Source organism: Citrobacter sp. Cpo069 (assembly GCF_030332785.1).
Lineage (GTDB): Bacteria > Pseudomonadota > Gammaproteobacteria > Enterobacterales > Enterobacteriaceae > Citrobacter > Citrobacter portucalensis.
Map to the genome: position 1 here is coordinate 77,664 of NZ_JAOWHD010000059.1, position 17,354 is coordinate 95,017.

Below are 17,354 nucleotides of genomic sequence, written 5' to 3' on the forward strand. Positions count from 1 at the left end.
TATAGATAGCCAGAAAGAAGTGATAAAATATCCGGGTTAACTCTCTAAAAAGTAAGAATGAATGACCGTAGAAACGCAGCTCAACCCTACACAGCCAGTAAATCAACAGATTTACCGTATTCTTCGCCGTGATATCGTGCATTGTCTGATCGCACCCGGTACACCGCTGTCGGAGAAAGAGGTTTCTGTACGCTTTAATGTGTCACGCCAGCCGGTACGAGAAGCATTCATCAAACTGGCTGAGAACGGTCTGATTCAGATCCGCCCGCAGCGTGGCAGCTACGTGAATAAAATTTCGCTGTCGCAGGTGCAAAACGGCTGTTTTGTTCGCCAGGCAATTGAATGTGCCGTGGTACGCCGCGCCGCATCGCTGATCAACGATCAACAGTGCTATCAGCTTGAACAGAATTTGCATCAGCAGCGCATCGCAATTGACCGAAAACAGATTAATGATTTCTTCCAGCTTGATGATGAGTTTCATCAGAAACTGGCTTTAATCGCCGAGTGCCAACTCGCCTGGGATACCGTTGAGAATATAAAGGCTACAATTGACCGCGTTCGTTATATGAGCCTGGATCATATTTCCCCGCCTGAAATGCTGCTACGCCAGCATCACGATATCTTTGCCGCCCTTGAGAAGCATGACGGCGATGCGGTCGAGCGCGCAATGATGCTCCATCTTCAGGAAATTGGTGAGTCCGTTCAGCTTATTCGTCAGGAAAATAGCGACTGGTTCAGCGAAGATTAGTACTACGCTCACCTCACACCGGGGTGAGTTTCTCCTGCGTTTTCCCCTCTCCCGCATAACTGCATAAAAAAAGCTGTGATTTTGATCGAAAACAAAAAAAATCATTAACGAGAAGCGTATTTATATTGCGCCCGTTACGTGGGACTAAAAGCCCACGGGCTTTGACGGTAAGTTGGAAAGGAGAAAACACCATGAAAACATACGATCGTAACCGTAACGCAATCACCACTGGCAGCCGCGTCATGATCAGCGACACCGGACTCACAGGCCGCATTACAGCAATAGATACCGATGGCCTGACCGCTGAGCAGATTCGCCGCGGGAAAACAGTGGAAATCGAAGGATGTGAAGGCAAATACGCCCCCCTCGAGCTGATTCGTTTAGGCATGAACTAATTGGTGTGAATGCCAGAAAACACAGCGCCATCTGGCCGTTGCAAGCCAGATGGCGACATAAAGCATAATCTTCGTTACTTCAGTTTTGCTGCATACTTCGCAACCGTCGCCTTCGCCCCTTCAGCCAGTAAAGTAAGATACGCTTGTGTAACCTGACGGTTGAACAGTTCAACCTGTGGCAGTTCACGGCCAAAAATAGCATCGATTGCCAGTAGCGCCTGAACGCGCTCTTCGCCTTCGCTGCTGCTACGCACCGCATTCTGGATCACCGGCAACAGTGGATCGCTAATTTCAATCGCCTGGCCCTGTTCATCCACACCACCTACGTAACGCATCCAACCAGCGACACCCAGTGCCAGCAGCGCAAAGTCACTACCGTGCACAATGTGCCAACGAATGGAATCAAGCATACGCTGCGGCAGTTTTTGGCTACCGTCCATGGCGATCTGCCAGGTACGATGACGCAGCGCCGGATTGCTGTAGCGTTCAATTAACAGATCGGCGTAGCGCTGTAGGTCAACACCTTTTACTTTCAGCGTAGGTGCTTGTTCCTGCAACATCAGCGCACGTGCAGCAAGACGATAGTTTTCATCGCCCATGCAATCGTTAATATGTTGATATCCCGCCAGATACCCAAGATACGCAAGGAAAGAGTGGCTGCCGTTGAGCATACGCAGTTTCATCTCTTCAAACGGAATGACATCAGCTACCAGTTCCGCCCCGGCCTTTTCCCATTCAGGACGGCCGGCAACAAAGTTATCTTCAATTACCCACTGGCGGAACGGTTCGCATGCCACGCCTGCCGGGTCGCGTACACCGGTGATATGTTCAATTTTGTCCAGCGTCTCCTGCGTAACTGCAGGGACAATGCGGTCAACCATTGTTGATGGGAATGTCACATGTTGTTCGATCCACGCGGCCAGTTCCATATCTACCGCTCGGGCATATGCAATGACAACATTGCGCATCACATGACCGTTTTCTGGCATGTTATCGCAGGACATCACGGTAAAGGCGGCTAAACCCGCAGCTTTGCGACGCGCCAGGGCTTCAACCACCACGCCCGGCGCAGTTTTAGGCTGTTTAGGGTTTTGCAGATCGGCTGCAATCATCGGGTTGTCTAACATCAGTTGGCCGGTCGCCGGAGAATGGCAGTATCCTTTCTCGGTGATGGTCAGGGAAACGATCGCGACCTGCGGTTCACACATCGCTGCCAGTACGCTTTCCAGACCATCAACCTGCGCATGCAATGCATTTTTCACCACGCCCACGACTCTCGCAGTCCAGGCATCAGCAGACATCTCTGCAACGGTATACAGATTATCTTGCTGTTTCAGATCGAAAATCTGCTGCTCGCCGCCAATCAGGTTCACTTCGCAGTAGCCCCAGTCACTGCCGTGATCGGCGGCCAGAATGTCAGCGTAAACACCTTGATGTGCGCGATGAAACGCGCCAAATCCCAGATGAACAATACGCGTAACCAGTTTTGTACGATCGTAGTCAGGAAGTGCAGCCTTAGCCGCTAAGAGCTTGTTTTGCATGGTATGGCCTACTTATAAATGAAATCAGGACTGTTCCAGAGTAACGCCTGTATGGTTGTATGTTTTGATTTGCATTAAGCTTTTTATGATTGGTATGACATCATTTGTTGAGTTATATACCAAAGTCAGTGAATTTGGCGGCATACTGCCGCCAAAGGATATTAATGTTTCTGCCACTGCTGGTATTCACGCTTAAGTCTTTGCGGAGCGGTTTCCGGCATCATCAACAAACCAATAATTGAGATAACTCCAAGTACAATCACATAGGTTGCAAGTCCATAGTAATGTCCACCTGTTACTTGCAGAATTTTTACTGCTACCAGTCCAAGAATGCCACTGCCTATTAGCGACCCCAGTTGCCAAATTAAAGCTATTCCGCTACAGCGAATATGAGTTGGGAAAAGCTCCGGAAAATAAGAAGCCTGAGGTGCATAACACATACTATGCCCAACACTCAGTACCAGGATCATTACTATTTGTGTAAGCCAAAAACTATCCTGATTAATCGCAAGAAAGAAAGGAATAATCATAACGACCTGCAGCAGCGCACCGATAATATAGACTGGTTTACGTCCAATTTTATCGCATAGCGACCCCATCAACGGTATTGCAATTATTTCTATTATGACCGCAACGATCATTGTCTCCATCAAAATATTAGCATCAAGATTGTTTGCCTTTCCGTAAGCCAAAACAATCACTGTGAACATTGCAAATGTGCAAGCTTCAATCAGTTTCGCGCAGACCCCCTTGGCAACAATGCCAGGAAAATCGCGGATAACTTCAACTAATGGACGTGATTCTTCTGCTTTTGTCTCCCTAATCTGAGCAAAGACAGGTGATTCATCAATTTTTAAGCGGATAAACAGTCCAACAATAACCAGCAACAGACTCAACAGAAACGGTATACGCCACCCGTAATCCATCATTGCCTCTGGAGAAAGTGTGGCATTTAACAGCGCAAAGAGCGCTAACGGCAGGAGGAAACCAACCGGCGCACCGATTTGAACCCAACTGGAAAAAAATCCACGATGTTTGGGTTCAGAATATTCAGCCGTCATCAGTACTGCACCAGCTTGCTCACCTCCAACGCCAAATCCCTGTAATACACGAATAAAAATAAGTAAAGCTGGAGCCCATACACCTATTTTCTCATATGTAGGTAATAACCCTATACAGAACGTCCCCAAACCAACAATTAATATAGTAATAACCAGTGCTTTTTTACGCCCAACCTTATCGCCAATATGCCCAAAGACGATTCCTCCTAATGGTCTTGCAAGGAAACCAACAGCATAGGTTGCAAAAGCAGCGAGAGTACTTATTAACGGATCGTCACTCGGGAAAAATAGATGACCAAAAAAGAGTACAGCTGCAGTCCCGTATGCAAAAAAATCATAATACTCAGCAGCAGTACCAATTGCGGATGCTGAAGCCACTCGACGAATAATAGGCTTATTATCTACGTTATTTTTAATATCGACTGAACTAACCATAAGTTTAACCTTCTGTAGGGTATTGGGTTAATCAACATCTTTTGTACGTAAAATTTATATTTACCAGTTCCACAGCGTGCCATCTTCCAGGCGAGCAACGGGCAGATATGCAGGGTCATACGGATATTTCGCTGCCAGTTTTTCGTCAAACTCGATCCCAAGACCAGGTTTGTCTCCTGGGTGCATATAGCCGTTATCAAAGGTCCAGTTATGTGGGAACACTTCCAGCATTTGCTCGGAATAGCCCATATATTCCTGTACGCCGAAGTTCGGCACCCACAGATCAAAATGCAGCGCGGCGGCCATGCACACAGGCGACAGATCGGAAGGTCCATGTGAACCGGTACGAACCTGATACAGCGACGCGAAATCAGCAATCCGGCGCATACCGGTGATACCACCCGCATGGGTGATGGTGGTGCGGATATAGTCGATCAGTTGTTCTTCAATAAGCTGTTTACAGTCCCAGATGCTGTTGAACACTTCCCCTACCGCAATCGGCGTGACCGTATGCTGGCGGATCAGGCGGAAGCACTCCTGGTTTTCAGCTGGCGTTGGGTCTTCCATCCAGAACAAACGGTACTGTTCAATGCTTTTGCCAAAACGGGCCGCTTCAATTGGCGTCAGACGGTGGTGCATGTCGTGCAGGAGATGTTCGTTAAAACCAAACTTGTCACGCACGGCAGCAAACAATTTTGGTGTGAAATCCAGGTATTTCTCCGTTGACCACAACTGCTCTTCCGGCCATGGCCCTTTGGTGGCGGGTTCGTAGGCCTGTCCTTTGCCTTTAGACATACCGTAAGTGGTTTTCATACCCGGCACGCCGCACTGTACGCGAATCGCTTTAAAGCCCATTTCTTTATGACGCGCATAATCTTCGAGTACGTCATCAACGGTATGGCCTGTGGTGTGGCAGTAGACCATAACCCCTTCACGAGAAGCACCGCCGAGCAACTGGTACAACGGCATATTCGCCGCTTTCGCTTTGATATCCCAGAGAGCCATATCCACCGCAGAAATCGCCGACATGGTGACCGGACCACGACGCCAGTACGCGCCTTTGTAGAAAAACTGCCAGATGTCCTCAATACGATGCGCATCGCGACCAATAAGCTGCGGACACACGTGATCTTTCAGATAGGACGCCACGGACAGCTCGCGTCCATTTAACGTGGCATCTCCCAGCCCGGTGATCCCATCTTCTGTCGTAATTTTCAACGTTACAAAATTACGCCCAGGACAGGTGACAAACACTTCAGCCCCAACAATCTTCATTTCTTATTCCCTACATCTGTTCTTGTGATGCAGGAAATTTACTCAACTGAGCTACTACCATACAAGTATAAAGATCAAAAAAACGCTGTTTGATCACAAAAAAGGCGCTATGCGCGCCCCCATCCAGCCACAATGATCAGCATGCCGCACAACGCCACCAGCGCGCCAGACCAGTCATATAAACTGAGTTTTACACCATCGACAATACGTAGCCATAGCAGCGCGGTCACCACGTAAACACCGCCATAGGCTGCGTATACACGCCCGCTGGCTGCCGGATGCAGTGTCAGCAACCAGACGAATAAAGCCAGTGACACCCCGGCGGGTATCAGCAACCAGGCTGTAGCTCCTCGCTTAAGCCAAAGCCAGGGTAAAAAGCAGCCAATGATTTCGCATAACGCGGTGATGAAAAAAAGAAATGTGGTCTTAAGCATTGATGTTATTCAGTTACCTTCGGTTTAACCATGATACGACAGAATCTCGTTAGCGTATCCATATCCACCGGGTGGGTATGCCCGCAAACTGGAATAGTGTAGAATTTAACCCTGTTTTATCGTTTTTACCCTTTCCCATAAAAGGAATTCACCATGAAAATTACACTGACCAAACGCCTGTGCCTGACGGCTATGCTGACGCTGGCTGCGGCTGTGTACACCTCTTCCGCATTTGCTGAAACCAGTAAACTGGTCATTGAATCCGGAGACAGTGCGCAAAGTCGTCAACAAGCCGCAATGGAAAAGGAACAATGGAACGATACGCGTCAGCTTCGCCAGAAAGTCAATAAACGTGCAGAGAAAGAGTGGGACAAAGCCGATACGGCCTTTGATAGCCGTGATAAGTGCGAGCAGAGCGCTAATATTAATGCGTATTGGGAACCTAACACCCTGCGCTGCCTCGACCGCCGTACTGGCCGCACCGTTGCCCCATAATCATTGCACTTTGAAGGATATTGAAAGGATACGATATGACTAGCGCCCTCAGTGTTAAGTTGCGCCCGCTGGAGCGTGAAGATTTACGATTCGTCCATCAGCTTGATAATAATGCCAGCGTAATGCGCTACTGGTTCGAAGAGCCTTACGAAGCGTTTGTTGAGCTGTCAGACCTGTATGACAAACACATCCACGACCAAAGCGAACGCCGCTTCGTGGTGGAGTGCGACGGTGAAAAAGCCGGACTGGTGGAATTGGTTGAAATTAACCATGTACACCGCCGGGCCGAATTCCAGATTATTATTTCGCCGGAATATCAGGGGAAGGGTCTGGCCTCACGGGCAGCAAAGCTGGCAATGGACTATGGCTTTACCGTGCTCAACCTCTATAAGCTGTATCTGATCGTCGATAAAGAGAACGAAAAGGCTATCCACATTTACCGTAAACTCGGTTTTATGGTGGAAGGCGAGCTGATCCATGAGTTCTTTATCAACGGCCAATACCGCAACACGATTCGTATGTGTATCTTCCAGCAGCAGTATCTGGCAGAGCACAAAACGGCAGGCCCTAATCTGCTGCCGCCTACCGCTCAGTAAACACGACTAGTAGTAGTCGATCGTGTTTTCAATCGAGTAATGATGTTCAACTGCCGGCTTCACGCTCTCATCAACGATAACAAGCTGGCAGTTGATCGGATTTGCGTATTCATCGTATTTGCACGTTTGTTTGACATTGCCTAACGGATGATTGTTGAGCATGCTCACCGCGGTGTAATCTAACTTCTTCAATGGGTCAACCGACGGTTTAGCATCAACCTGCAAAGTACTGTCCTTACTGACGGTTGTTTTGCCCAGCGGGTAGCCTTCGGCATCATATCGATACTGCACCTTCATCTCTTTCCCCGTGGCGGAAACGACAAAACCGTTATCGTCGGTATCCCACACCACACCTGCAGCAGGCAGTTCCGCCAGTTGGCATTTGCCCTGTAAACGGATCCGTTTTTCCAGCGTTTCGGCATCCCGATAGTAGTTAGCATCCAAGACCAGCGCCATACCGGTATTGTTTTCGATATCGTGCAGTTCAAGTGTATCGAAACACCCTTCCTGTGACAGGGTACCAGCGACGCGCTTGGTGACCTCACCTTTGTCGTTGAGCAGCGTTTGACTGAAATCTTTCACCGGCCCGCGCAGCGGATCGAAATCAAACTCATTGGAAAAACTGGCCATTTCCGGCGTAAAGGAAACCAGCCCTTTGGCGTTATCACACCCGACCAGCACGACACACAGGAAACCTAACAGGGTCTGTTTCTTCACATTTTTCACCGGGATAAGAAGATAATTCTCAATCATATTAGCAAATACAGTTATTTACACCAGAAATGCTAATCTTAGTCTATGTCGATCATAAAGGAGCTGATGATGAAATACGTAACAGGAATTGCCGCGATCTTACTGGCAGTTGCATCCCCACAGGTTCTGGCGGCACCTGCGTCATGTGAACGCGTGAAAAGCGATATCGAGCAGCGCATCATCAATAATGGCGTCGCAGAGTCCAGTTTTACGCTGAACATTGTCCCCAACGATCAGGCCGATCAACCTGATTCACTGGTGGTAGGACATTGTGCAAACGATACGCACAAAATTCTCTACACCCGGACTAACAGTGGAAACGCCCCTGCCAACAGCTCGCCTGCACAGGACGGGCACGTCGCCGAACCGCAATAAATCATACCCTCCGTACGCGGAGGGTTACTCCAGTTTGATATGCATTAAGATGCCATACTCATAAATGGGTAAACTCACTCTATTATTAGCATGCTATTAATTTCGCTATAGAGATTAATATATAGCGATAACTATAATGGAGTGAGTTATGTCTGATACTGAGCAATATGGAGGCATTAGCCGCAGGATGTTAGTGAAATCCTCGGCTATAGGTTCGTTGGCGCTTGCCGCTGGCGGGTTATCGTTACCTTTTGGGATGCGCACCGCAGCTGCTGCGGTACAACAGGCGATACAACCGGCTGAAGAGAAAGTGGTTTGGGGCGCTTGTTCCGTGAACTGCGGCAGTCGTTGTGCCCTGCAACTCCACGTCAAAGATGACGAGGTCGTATGGGTGGAGTCTGATACGACCGGAGACGATATTTATGGTCAGCACCAGGTGCGTGCCTGTTTACGTGGACGCTCAATCCGTCGACGGATCAATCATCCGGATCGTCTCAATTATCCTATGAAGCGCGTGGGCAAACGCGGTGAGGGTAAATTCGAACGCATAACCTGGCAGGAAGCGCTGGATACCATCAGCACCAGTTTAAAAAATACCGTACAAAAATACGGTAATGAGGCCGTGTATATCAACTACACCTCTGGCATTGTCGGCGGCAATATTACTCGCTCCTCCCCTTATGCCTCGCTGGTCGCTCGATTGATGAACTGCTATGGCGGATTCCTGAGCCATTACGGCACATACAGTACCGCACAAATCGCGGCGGCAATGCCTTACACCTACGGCTCAAATGACGGCAACAGTACCTCCGACATTGAAAACACGAAGCTGGTGGTGATGTTCGGCAATAACCCTGCCGAAACGCGCATGAGCGGCGGTGGCATAACATACTTCCTTGAGCAGGCCCGGGAGCGTTCTAACGCCCGCATGATCGTCATCGACCCGCGTTATACCGATACCGCTGCGGGTCGTGAAGATGAGTGGATCCCTATCCGTCCGGGAACCGATGCCGCACTGGTGGCGGGAATCGCCTGGGTCCTGATTAACGAAGATCTCGTCGACCAGGCATTCCTTGACACATATTGCGTCGGTTATGACGAGAAAACCCTACCCGCTGACGCCCCCGCTAACGGACATTACAAGGCCTATATACTTGGCAATGGCGATGACGGTGTCGCTAAAACGCCCCAATGGGCCTCGCATGTCACAGGGATCCCGGCCGAGCGCATCATTAAACTGGCACGAGAAATCGGTAGTACAAAACCGGCGTATATTTGTCAGGGTTGGGGTCCACAACGTCAGGCTAACGGCGAACTGACTTCGCGCGCGATCGCAATGCTGCCAATCCTGACCGGCAACGTTGGCATCAACGGCGGCAATAGCGGTGCACGAGAATCAACCTACACCATCACGATTGAACGCATGCCGCTGCCGGATAATCCCATCAAAACCCAAATATCCTGCTTTAGCTGGACCGACGCCATCGCCCGGGGTCCGGAAATGACCGCAACCCGCGATGGCGTGCGCGGGAAAGATAAGCTCGATGTACCGATTAAATTTATCTGGAACTACGCGGGCAACACCATTACTAATCAGCACTCAGATATCAATAAAACGCATGAGATCCTTCAGGATGATACGAAATGCGAAATGATAGTGGTCATCGAAAATTTCATGACATCTTCGGCGAAATACGCCGATATCCTGCTGCCGGACCTAATGACCGTCGAACAGGAAGACATCATTCCTAACGACTATGCGGGCAACATGGGATACCTCATTTTTATTCAACCCGCGACGTCACCGAAGTTCGAGCGCAAACCGATCTACTGGATAATGAGCGAAGTCGCCAAACGCCTTGGCAATGATATCTATCAACGGTTTACGGAAGGCCGTACTCAGGAACAATGGCTCCAGTATCTGTATGCAAAAATGCTGGCCAAGGACCCCGCGCTCCCTTCTTATGACGAGCTGAAAAAAATGGGGATCTATAAACGCAAAGATCCTAACGGGCATTTTGTCGCTTATAAAAAATTCCGCGACAATCCGCAGGCCAATCCGCTCAAAACACCGTCTGGAAAGATTGAAATTTACTCCAGCCGGCTGGCGAAAATTGCCAACACATGGGAGTTGCAGAAGGATGAAGTAATTAGCCCACTTCCCGTCTACGCCTCCACGTTTGAAGGGTGGGACGATCCCAAACGCAGCGCATTTCCGCTGCAGTTGTTTGGCTTCCATTACAAATCCCGTACGCACTCCAGCTACGGCAATATCGATGTTCTGCAGGCGTCCTGTCGTCAGGAAGTGTGGATCAATCCCGTCGATGCCCAAAAACGTGGTATTGCAAATGGCGATATGGTGCGGGTCTTTAACGACCGCGGGGAAGTACGTATTCCGGCCAAAGTGACGCCACGGATCCTGCCTGGCGTCAGCGCAATGGGCCAGGGTGCATGGCACGATGCGGATATGGCCGGCGACAAAATTGACCATGGCGCCTGCGTCAATACGCTGACAACACAGCGCCCTTCACCGCTGGCAAAAGGCAACCCACAGCACACTAATCTGGTCGAGATCGAGAAGGTTTAAGGACTAACCCATGACAACTCAGTATGGATTTTTTATTGATTCCAGTCGTTGCACCGGGTGCAAAACCTGCGAGCTGGCCTGCAAAGACTACAAAGACCTCACCCCTGACGTCAGTTTCCGGCGGATTTACGAATACGCAGGTGGTGACTGGCAGGAAGACAACGGTGTCTGGCACCAGAACGTTTTTGCCTACTATCTCTCCATCTCCTGTAACCACTGCGAGGATCCGGCCTGCACCAAGGTTTGTCCAAGTGGTGCGATGCATAAGCGTGAGGATGGTTTTGTGGTGGTCGATGAAGACGTGTGCATTGGCTGTCGCTACTGTCATATGGCCTGCCCATACGGTGCGCCACAGTACAATGCTGCAAAAGGACATATGACCAAGTGTGATGGCTGCCATGATCGTGTTGCAGACGGCAAAAAGCCCATCTGCGTCGAGTCCTGTCCGCTGCGTGCGCTGGATTTTGGCCCCATCGACGAACTGCGCAAAAAACATGGTGAACTGGCTGCCGTCGCCCCGCTGCCGGGTGCGCACTTCACCAAACCAAATATTGTGATCAAACCAAACGCCAATTGCCGCCCGACCGGGGATACCACGGGTTTTCTGGCTAATCCGAAGGAGGTGTAAAATGGGAAATGGATGGCATGAATGGCCGCTGGTACTGTTTACGGTGCTGGGTCAGTGCGTAGCCGGGGCGCTGATCGTCAGCGGTTACGGCTGGCTGACCGCTAAAGACGAGTTGGCAAAACAACGTATCGTTCGCAGTATGTTTTTTCTCTGGCTGGTAATGGGCATCGCCTTTCTCGCCTCGGTTATGCATTTAGGTTCGCCGCTGCGCGCGTTTAACTCGCTGAACAGAATTGGCGCATCGGCGCTAAGTAACGAAATCGCCAGCGGTTCGCTGTTTTTCGCCGTCGGTGGCCTGTGGTGGCTGGTGGCGTTTCTCGGTAAAATGCCCGCAGCGTTAGGTAAAATCTGGATGCTATTGAGCATGCTGCTGGGCCTGGTATTTGTCTTTGCGATGACCAACGTCTACCAGATAGACACCGTCCCAACCTGGTATAACGGCTATACTACACTGGCGTTTTTCATGACGATGCTGCTCAGTGGACCGCTATTTGCCGCTCTGCTGCTGCGTGCTGCAGGCGTTTCTTTTAACGCCGCCAGATTCGCCGGTATCAGCGTATTGGCTCTGCTGGTTACGGTGGCCGTTATTGTGCTGCAGGGACTGTCACTCGGCGAGATCCACAGTTCGGTACAATCCGCCAGCGCACTGGTTCCCGACTACGGCAGTTTACAGGTCTGGCGAGTCCTGCTGCTGGCCGCGGGTCTGGGTTGCTGGATATGTCCGTTGATCCGTCGCAAAGGACCGTCCGTTGGCGGGTTGGCGCTCGGGTTAATTCTGGTGCTTGTCGGTGAAATCATTGGCCGCGGTTTGTTTTACGGTTTACATATGACAGTCGGAATGGCTGTCGCAGGTTAACTTTCGGGTGCGGGGCAACCCGCACTGTTCAGGATTGTTTGCATGACCCATTTTTCACAACGTGACAACTTTTCTACCGCAGCGCGCGTGCTCGGCGCGCTATTTTACTATGCCCCAGACAGTGCGGAAGCTTCGGCACTGGTCAGTGCGTTAAGAACCTATGGCTGGCAGGCGCAGTGGCCGCTTGAAAAGACAACGCTTTCGCCGTTAGTCGCTCAGTTTCAGGCTGAGGCCGATGAGTCTCTCCCGCAGGCCTGGCAACGTCTGTTTGTTGGACCTTATGCGCTCCCTTCTCCGCCATGGGGATCCGTCTGGCTGGATCGTGAAAACGTGTTGTTTGGCGACTCCACGCTGGCATTACGTCAGTGGATGCGGGACAACGGCATCCAGTTTGCCATGCAGCAAAATGAGCCAGAAGATCACTTTGGTTCGCTGCTGTTGCTGACGGCCTGGCTTGCCGAGAACGAACGCCACACCGAGTGCGAGCAACTGCTGGCCTGGCATCTGTTCCCATGGTCATCGCGCTTCCTTAATGTGTTTATCGAAAAAGCCGACCATCCGTTCTACCAGGCGCTGGGTGAGCTGGCGCGTCTGACGCTGGCACAGTGGCAATCACAGTTACTGATCCCGGTAGCCGATAAGCCTTTGTTCCGTTAGTTTCGTCACAGGTAGGATGCGTCCTGCCTGTGGTGCATCCTGTTGCGCACGCTGAGCTTTTGCTTCTGTTACCTAATAGCCGCAAAATAGAGCGTCTGAATTTTCCAGTCTGGCCACTCATGCATCATTTACATGCTTACCCTGACCTGCGTGCCATGTTCCGCCGCCTGCTGATCGCCGCGTTGATTGGCGTCCTTGCTGCGCTGGCCGTCGCAGGATTTCGTCATGCCATGCTACTTCTCGAATGGTTGTTTCTGAGCAACAACACAGGGAGTCTGGTCAACGCAGCGACAAACCTATCGCCTTTAAGGCGTATGCTGACACCTGCACTCGGCGGTCTGGCGGCTGGATTACTACTGTGGGGTTGGCAAAAATTTAACCGTTTACGTCCGCAGGCTCCCACTGATTATATGGAAGCCCTGCAAACCGACGGACAATTTGACGTCAGTGCAAGCCTGGTGAAATCGCTGGCCTCGTTACTGGTCGTCGCCAGCGGGAGCGCCATCGGACGTGAAGGTGCCATGATTTTACTGGCGGCGCTGGCGGCCTCCTGCTTTGCTCAACGCTTTACCCCGCGTACAGAATGGAAGTTATGGATTGCCTGTGGCGCCGCTGCAGGTATGGCTGGAGCCTATCATGCCCCGCTGGCGGGCAGTTTATTTATTGCCGAAGTATTGTTTGGCACGCTGATCCTCGCCTCACTGGGACCGGTAGTGGTATCCGCCGTAGTCGCATTACTCACCACCAATCTGCTTAGCGACAGCAATGCACTGCTGTATACCGTGCACCTGTCGCGGGAATTACATGCTCTGGAATACGTTATGATTGTCAGCACCGGTCTGGCTGCTGGCATCTGCGGACCGCTCTTCATGTGGTTGATGACCGCCAGCCATAATGTATTTTTGCGCTTAAAACTCTCGCCACCGTGGCAACTGGCGCTTGGCGGGTTGATCGTTGGCCTGCTTTCATTGCTCACGCCTACGGTCTGGGGTAATGGCTACAGCGTGGTGCAGTCATATTTACTTTCACCACCGCTGCTGGCCGTGGTTAGCGGGATTTTTATCTGCAAATTACTGGCGGTGCTTGCCAGCAGTGGCTCCGGTGCGCCGGGTGGCGTGTTTACGCCAACGCTGTTTGTCGGCTTGTCGGTGGGCATGTTGCTGGGTCAGGTATGGGGATTATGGCTTCCAGGCTCGGATGAAATTGCCATTTTGCTGGGATTAACGGGGATGGCCACGCTGCTGGCGGCTACCACGCATGCGCCAATAATGTCGACGCTGATGGTTTGTGAAATGACCGGGGAGTATCGCCTGCTCCCCGGATTACTGATTGCCTGTGTCCTGGCGTCGGTACTGTCGCGTACGTTACGCCACGACTCTATCTACCGACAGCACGCTGCCGAGCATTGACAGGCGGATGTACTGCGACAACTCACGCTGCTCTGCACGAGGCAGATAAGGCAGTTCACCGATCAGCGGTGCAGGTAATTTTTTACCCAGCACATCAATGATTTCCGCATAATGCGCCAGCCCCGGGTTAATGCGATTCGCAACCCAGCCAATCAACGGCAGTCCGTCGCTGGCTATCGCCTGCGCGGTGAGGATCGCATGATTAATACAGCCTTCCTGGATACCCACTACCATCAGCACCGGCAGTTGTTCCTGCACCACCCACTCCGATAACGGACGCAGATCGTTCATCAAGCTCCGCCAGCCTCCGGTGCCTTCCACGACAACGTGATCGACTTTTTCGCTGAGGCTTGCGAGACCGTTGGATAACAGGGTGTAATTGACCGGACCACTATGCGCCACGCTACTTTCATCTTCGCTCAACGCAATTGGGTTAATCGCCTCATAAGGCAGCTCGATAGATGACACACTTTGCAGTACCAGTGCATCTTTGTTGCGCAGACCTTCGGGCGTCTCTTTGCTGCCTTTGGCTACAGGTTTGTAACCCGCAACGCTTTTACCCCCTGACGCTAACGCTTGTAGTAATGCGCGGGAAACCACGGTCTTCCCAACAGAAGTGTCTGTACCTGTAATAAAGAAACGCTTCAGCATCACTAACTCCACCGTTATGCTTTGAAAATATAAGTCAGGAAAATAAAACAGTGGAGAAAGTCTAAGGTATGACGACCAGAATCAGCTTGAGATAGCGCAATTTTTCGTACAACAGTTAAAAAATGTTAACCCTGTAATAGACGAATCAACAAAGAACCGTTATACATCGCGTCCTTCACGAGTGCCGCACCCGCCATCGTCCCCTGATTGGTAAACTGCGTACTTTCAACGACAATATGCTGACTGTAAGCCGGAAGCGCCTGCTGACGAATGCTGTCCGCAATGGTAGGGAACAAGATATCTGCCGCTTTACTGAGCGGAGAGCCAATCAATATCTTTTGCGGGTTGAACAAATTCACCATGATGGCAAGAATTCGACCGACGTGGGTCCCAACGCCGCTAATGATATCTTTCGCCAATAAATCACCCTGCATGGCCGCCAGACACAGCGCGTCTACCGTTAACGGTTGTCCATGTAGAGAAGAACTCATTGACTGCTTCAGGCGCACCTGCGCCAATTCGAGCACGCTGTCGACGCTGGCGATTGTTTCCAGACAACCATGGTTGCCGCAGTAGCAGCGTTTACCGTAGGGATCGACCTGCGTATGGCCAATCTCCACCAGGCTACTGCTGCCTGCATGCAGCAAATGGCCGTCAGTGATCACCCCTGCACCCACGTTATGATCGATCACCACCTGAATGACGTCGCGCGCACCGCGCGATGCGCCAAAAAGCGCCTCGGCCATCGTCCAGGCGCTGATATCGTGCTGAATATACACCGGCACGCCGGTATGGTTCTCAAGCGCTTCGCCCAACGGCATCTCTTTGACATCTTCGTAAAATGGCATGCGATGAACGATACCGTTTTCAGTATCGATAATACCGGGTAAGGTGATGGCGATGGAGGTTAAGCGCTCCAGCTTTTGCTGGTGGCGGATGAAAAACTGATCGACCTGGGTTATCACGCGATCCAGCAACGGCGTTTCACTGACCAGTGGCATGTCCAGGCAATCTTCAACCACCAGCTTGCTGCTCAGATCGCGTAGCGCCAGAAAAATCTCGCCACGACTGATACGAATGGATAAGTAGTGCCAGGCCTCCGTTTCGACAACCAGCCCAACGGCCGGACGACCACGGCTACCCGCTTCCTTGATTTCCAGCTCTTGCACCAGATGCGCTTCGAGCATTTCGCGGACAATTTTGGTAATGCTGGCAGGCGCCAATTGTGCCAGGCGGGAGAGATCAATACGCGATACCGGACCCAGCTGATCAATCAGGCGATAAACCGCACCCGCATTGGTCTGCTTAATTTGATCGATATGCCCAGGCTGACTATCAGCAACCACCACTTACTCCCTTTATTTTCGCGCTCCGAAATAATCTGCGGGCTATGGTGAAGCACTTCAATGGCTTCCGTCAACTTTTTACTTAGCCTTGTGATTTACTGCACATTTTCGCCCATTTTTAAACTAAATTAACCGCACTGAACGGCCGCCAGAAGCTGCTCGCGAAAACGTTGCGCGGCGTGACTTTGCTCATGATGCTTTGGCCACACTAACCACATTTCCGAGACAGCATCTTCTTCCGCTATCGGGATCCAACACATTTCATACAGTTGCACCCGTTTAAAAGAAGCAGGAAGTATAGAAACCCCTAATCCTGCGGCCACCAGCCCAATGATAGTCATCGCCTCGCCAACCTCCTGTGCAATCGTCGGCTTCAGTCCATAGCGACGCATCAGGCCCAGAATATCGTCATACAACCCTGTCCCCACATGGGGGTCAAAAAAGACAAATGGCTCATTCGCCAGCTCGGCCAACGTGACCACGGGTTTTTGCGCCAACGGATGCGCACGTGGGATCATTGCCATCAGTGGTTCATGCAGAATGATTTCACGCTCCAGCGTTTCCGGAAGCTGCGTATTACGCAGAAGTCCCAAATCCAGCGTTCCTTCATTGAGCGGGGCTATTTGCTCACGTGTGTTCATTTCACGGGTTTGCATATGCACTGCCGGGTAGCTTTGGCGAAACAGAGATAACGTATCTGAAACCGCTTTGATAAACGGCGCGGACGACGTAAAGCCGATACGCAATTCCCCTGCTTCTCCCAGATGCAAACGCTCAGCCCTGGCGGCGGCTTCATTAACCAGCCCGAGGATCTGCCGACTGTCCGCCAGAAACTGCTTTCCGGCAGAGGTCAGCGCCACGCTACGGTTAGTTCGGGCAAGTAACCGGGCGCCAACCTGCTGTTCAAGGATCTGGATCTGCTGACTTAGCGGCGGTTGCGAAATGTTTAACCGCGCCGCCGCCCGACCAAAATGCAACTCTTCGGCAACGGCCACAAAGTAACGTAAATGACGCAGTTCGATATTCATATTTTTAAAATATTATTTGAGATTATTAATATATTAGACAGAATATTGTGATTTTCATACTCTTAAGGCTGGTCCTGTAGACGT

Annotated in this window: 18 protein-coding genes; 10 read left to right on the plus strand and 8 right to left on the minus strand. The window is 51.0% G+C overall.

The genetic code is table 11. The annotated features are described in order from the left end of the window. The first annotated feature begins 61 nt into the window (after positions 1–61). Positions 62–748, plus strand: coding sequence for a GntR family transcriptional regulator (locus OGY08_RS16345; RefSeq protein ID WP_003032396.1), 687 nt, complete (start codon positions 62–64; stop codon positions 746–748). Positions 749–939: 191 nt separating this feature from the next. Then, the gene (ydfZ, locus tag OGY08_RS16350; RefSeq protein WP_003032393.1) at positions 940–1,143 is read left to right on the plus strand and encodes a putative selenium delivery protein YdfZ; all 204 of its coding nucleotides are present in this window, start codon (positions 940–942) and stop codon (positions 1,141–1,143) included. Between the two features lie 74 nt (positions 1,144–1,217). Here ydfZ and OGY08_RS16355 read toward each other — a convergent pair whose 3' ends face one another. The 4 genes from OGY08_RS16355 to OGY08_RS16370 form a co-directional block, all read right to left on the minus strand. Continuing rightward, positions 1,218–2,684, minus strand: coding sequence for a mannitol dehydrogenase family protein (locus OGY08_RS16355; RefSeq protein ID WP_125363459.1), 1,467 nt, complete (start codon positions 2,682–2,684; stop codon positions 1,218–1,220). 161 nt (positions 2,685–2,845) lie between these two features. Beyond that, the gene (locus OGY08_RS16360) at positions 2,846–4,180 is read right to left on the minus strand and encodes an MFS transporter (RefSeq protein ID WP_008784734.1); all 1,335 of its coding nucleotides are present in this window, start codon (positions 4,178–4,180) and stop codon (positions 2,846–2,848) included. A 60-nt stretch (positions 4,181–4,240) separates the two neighbouring features. After that, complete coding sequence (gene rspA / locus OGY08_RS16365) at positions 4,241–5,455, minus strand: starvation-sensing protein RspA (RefSeq protein ID WP_125363460.1); 1,215 nt, start codon at positions 5,453–5,455, stop codon at positions 4,241–4,243. A 107-nt stretch (positions 5,456–5,562) separates the two neighbouring features. Further along, positions 5,563–5,889, minus strand: coding sequence for a YnfA family protein (locus OGY08_RS16370; protein ID WP_008784733.1), 327 nt, complete (start codon positions 5,887–5,889; stop codon positions 5,563–5,565). Between the two features lie 153 nt (positions 5,890–6,042). On the opposite strand from OGY08_RS16370, the gene OGY08_RS16375 reads away from it, so the two are divergent. Together OGY08_RS16375 and speG are read left to right on the plus strand one after the other, a co-directional pair. After that, on the plus strand, positions 6,043–6,384 hold the full coding sequence (locus OGY08_RS16375) for a DUF1283 family protein (protein WP_003032382.1): 342 nt from the start codon (positions 6,043–6,045) through the stop codon (positions 6,382–6,384). Positions 6,385–6,419: 35 nt separating this feature from the next. Next, complete coding sequence (gene speG, locus OGY08_RS16380) at positions 6,420–6,980, plus strand: spermidine N1-acetyltransferase (protein WP_008784731.1); 561 nt, start codon at positions 6,420–6,422, stop codon at positions 6,978–6,980. Positions 6,981–6,986: 6 nt separating this feature from the next. Here speG and OGY08_RS16385 read toward each other — a convergent pair whose 3' ends face one another. Further along, on the minus strand, positions 6,987–7,697 hold the full coding sequence (locus OGY08_RS16385) for a YnfC family lipoprotein (protein ID WP_081003631.1): 711 nt from the start codon (positions 7,695–7,697) through the stop codon (positions 6,987–6,989). Between the two features lie 102 nt (positions 7,698–7,799). Between OGY08_RS16385 and OGY08_RS16390 the strand changes: the two genes are divergently transcribed. The 6 genes from OGY08_RS16390 (at position 7,800) to clcB (ending at position 14,245) form a co-directional block, all read left to right on the plus strand. Beyond that, positions 7,800–8,108, plus strand: a complete 309-nt coding sequence (locus tag OGY08_RS16390) for a DUF1161 domain-containing protein (protein ID WP_008784729.1) — start codon at positions 7,800–7,802, stop codon at positions 8,106–8,108. Positions 8,109–8,256: 148 nt separating this feature from the next. Beyond that, positions 8,257–10,695 (plus strand): selenate/tellurate reductase subunit YnfE, encoded by a 2,439-nt coding sequence (gene ynfE / locus OGY08_RS16395; RefSeq protein WP_153687223.1) that lies wholly within the window; start codon positions 8,257–8,259, stop codon positions 10,693–10,695. 10 nt (positions 10,696–10,705) lie between these two features. After that, entirely contained in the window at positions 10,706–11,323 is a 618-nt protein-coding gene (dmsB, locus tag OGY08_RS16400) for a dimethylsulfoxide reductase iron-sulfur subunit DmsB (protein WP_008784727.1), read from the plus strand. A 1-nt stretch (position 11,324) separates the two neighbouring features. After that, positions 11,325–12,179 carry a dimethyl sulfoxide reductase anchor subunit family protein gene (locus tag OGY08_RS16405; protein WP_125363461.1) on the plus strand — a complete coding sequence of 285 codons (855 nt, stop codon included), beginning with the start codon at positions 11,325–11,327 and terminating at the stop codon, positions 12,177–12,179. A gap of 42 nt (positions 12,180–12,221) precedes the next feature. Further along, complete coding sequence (gene dmsD / locus OGY08_RS16410) at positions 12,222–12,836, plus strand: Tat proofreading chaperone DmsD (protein ID WP_103285177.1); 615 nt, start codon at positions 12,222–12,224, stop codon at positions 12,834–12,836. Positions 12,837–12,955: 119 nt separating this feature from the next. Next, positions 12,956–14,245, plus strand: a complete 1,290-nt coding sequence (gene clcB, locus OGY08_RS16415; RefSeq protein WP_008784724.1) for a voltage-gated ClC-type chloride channel ClcB — start codon at positions 12,956–12,958, stop codon at positions 14,243–14,245. On the opposite strand, the gene bioD is transcribed toward clcB, so the two are convergent. The 3 genes from bioD to ynfL all read right to left on the minus strand — a co-directional run bounded on the left by bioD (position 14,201) and on the right by ynfL (position 17,270). Continuing rightward, complete coding sequence (gene bioD, locus OGY08_RS16420; RefSeq protein WP_020996409.1) at positions 14,201–14,896, minus strand: dethiobiotin synthase; 696 nt, start codon at positions 14,894–14,896, stop codon at positions 14,201–14,203. The two genes, clcB and bioD, sit on opposite strands and share 45 nt — an antisense overlap. Positions 14,897–15,021: 125 nt before the next feature. Further along, positions 15,022–16,242: a sugar metabolism global transcriptional regulator Mlc gene (gene mlc, locus OGY08_RS16425; RefSeq protein ID WP_048214222.1), complete on the minus strand. Its 1,221-nt coding sequence runs from the start codon at positions 16,240–16,242 to the stop codon at positions 15,022–15,024. A gap of 128 nt (positions 16,243–16,370) precedes the next feature. Beyond that, positions 16,371–17,270, minus strand: a complete 900-nt coding sequence (ynfL, locus tag OGY08_RS16430; RefSeq protein ID WP_125363463.1) for a multidrug efflux transcriptional activator YnfL/SxtR(Kp) — start codon at positions 17,268–17,270, stop codon at positions 16,371–16,373. Positions 17,271–17,354 lie beyond the last annotated feature (84 nt).

Excerpts from the sequence above, each read along its gene's own strand:
- ynfL (WP_125363463.1), bottom strand. The coding sequence starts at position 17,270 with ATGAATATCGAACTGCGTCATTTACGTTACTTTGTGGCCGTTGCCGAA.
- rspA (WP_125363460.1), bottom strand. The coding sequence starts at position 5,455 with ATGAAGATTGTTGGGGCTGAAGTGTTTGTCACCTGTCCTGGGCGTAAT.
- OGY08_RS16375 (WP_003032382.1), top strand. The coding sequence starts at position 6,043 with ATGAAAATTACACTGACCAAACGCCTGTGCCTGACGGCTATGCTGACG.
- speG (WP_008784731.1), top strand. The coding sequence starts at position 6,420 with ATGACTAGCGCCCTCAGTGTTAAGTTGCGCCCGCTGGAGCGTGAAGAT.
- bioD (WP_020996409.1), bottom strand. The coding sequence starts at position 14,896 with ATGCTGAAGCGTTTCTTTATTACAGGTACAGACACTTCTGTTGGGAAG.
- OGY08_RS16360 (WP_008784734.1), bottom strand. The coding sequence starts at position 4,180 with ATGGTTAGTTCAGTCGATATTAAAAATAACGTAGATAATAAGCCTATT.
- OGY08_RS16345 (WP_003032396.1), top strand. The coding sequence starts at position 62 with ATGACCGTAGAAACGCAGCTCAACCCTACACAGCCAGTAAATCAACAG.
- dmsD (WP_103285177.1), top strand. The coding sequence starts at position 12,222 with ATGACCCATTTTTCACAACGTGACAACTTTTCTACCGCAGCGCGCGTG.
- OGY08_RS16370 (WP_008784733.1), bottom strand. The coding sequence starts at position 5,889 with ATGCTTAAGACCACATTTCTTTTTTTCATCACCGCGTTATGCGAAATC.
- dmsB (WP_008784727.1), top strand. The coding sequence starts at position 10,706 with ATGACAACTCAGTATGGATTTTTTATTGATTCCAGTCGTTGCACCGGG.
- OGY08_RS16390 (WP_008784729.1), top strand. The coding sequence starts at position 7,800 with ATGATGAAATACGTAACAGGAATTGCCGCGATCTTACTGGCAGTTGCA.
- ydfZ (WP_003032393.1), top strand. The coding sequence starts at position 940 with ATGAAAACATACGATCGTAACCGTAACGCAATCACCACTGGCAGCCGC.
- clcB (WP_008784724.1), top strand. The coding sequence starts at position 12,956 with ATGCATCATTTACATGCTTACCCTGACCTGCGTGCCATGTTCCGCCGC.
- OGY08_RS16355 (WP_125363459.1), bottom strand. The coding sequence starts at position 2,684 with ATGCAAAACAAGCTCTTAGCGGCTAAGGCTGCACTTCCTGACTACGAT.
- OGY08_RS16405 (WP_125363461.1), top strand. The coding sequence starts at position 11,325 with ATGGGAAATGGATGGCATGAATGGCCGCTGGTACTGTTTACGGTGCTG.
- ynfE (WP_153687223.1), top strand. The coding sequence starts at position 8,257 with ATGTCTGATACTGAGCAATATGGAGGCATTAGCCGCAGGATGTTAGTG.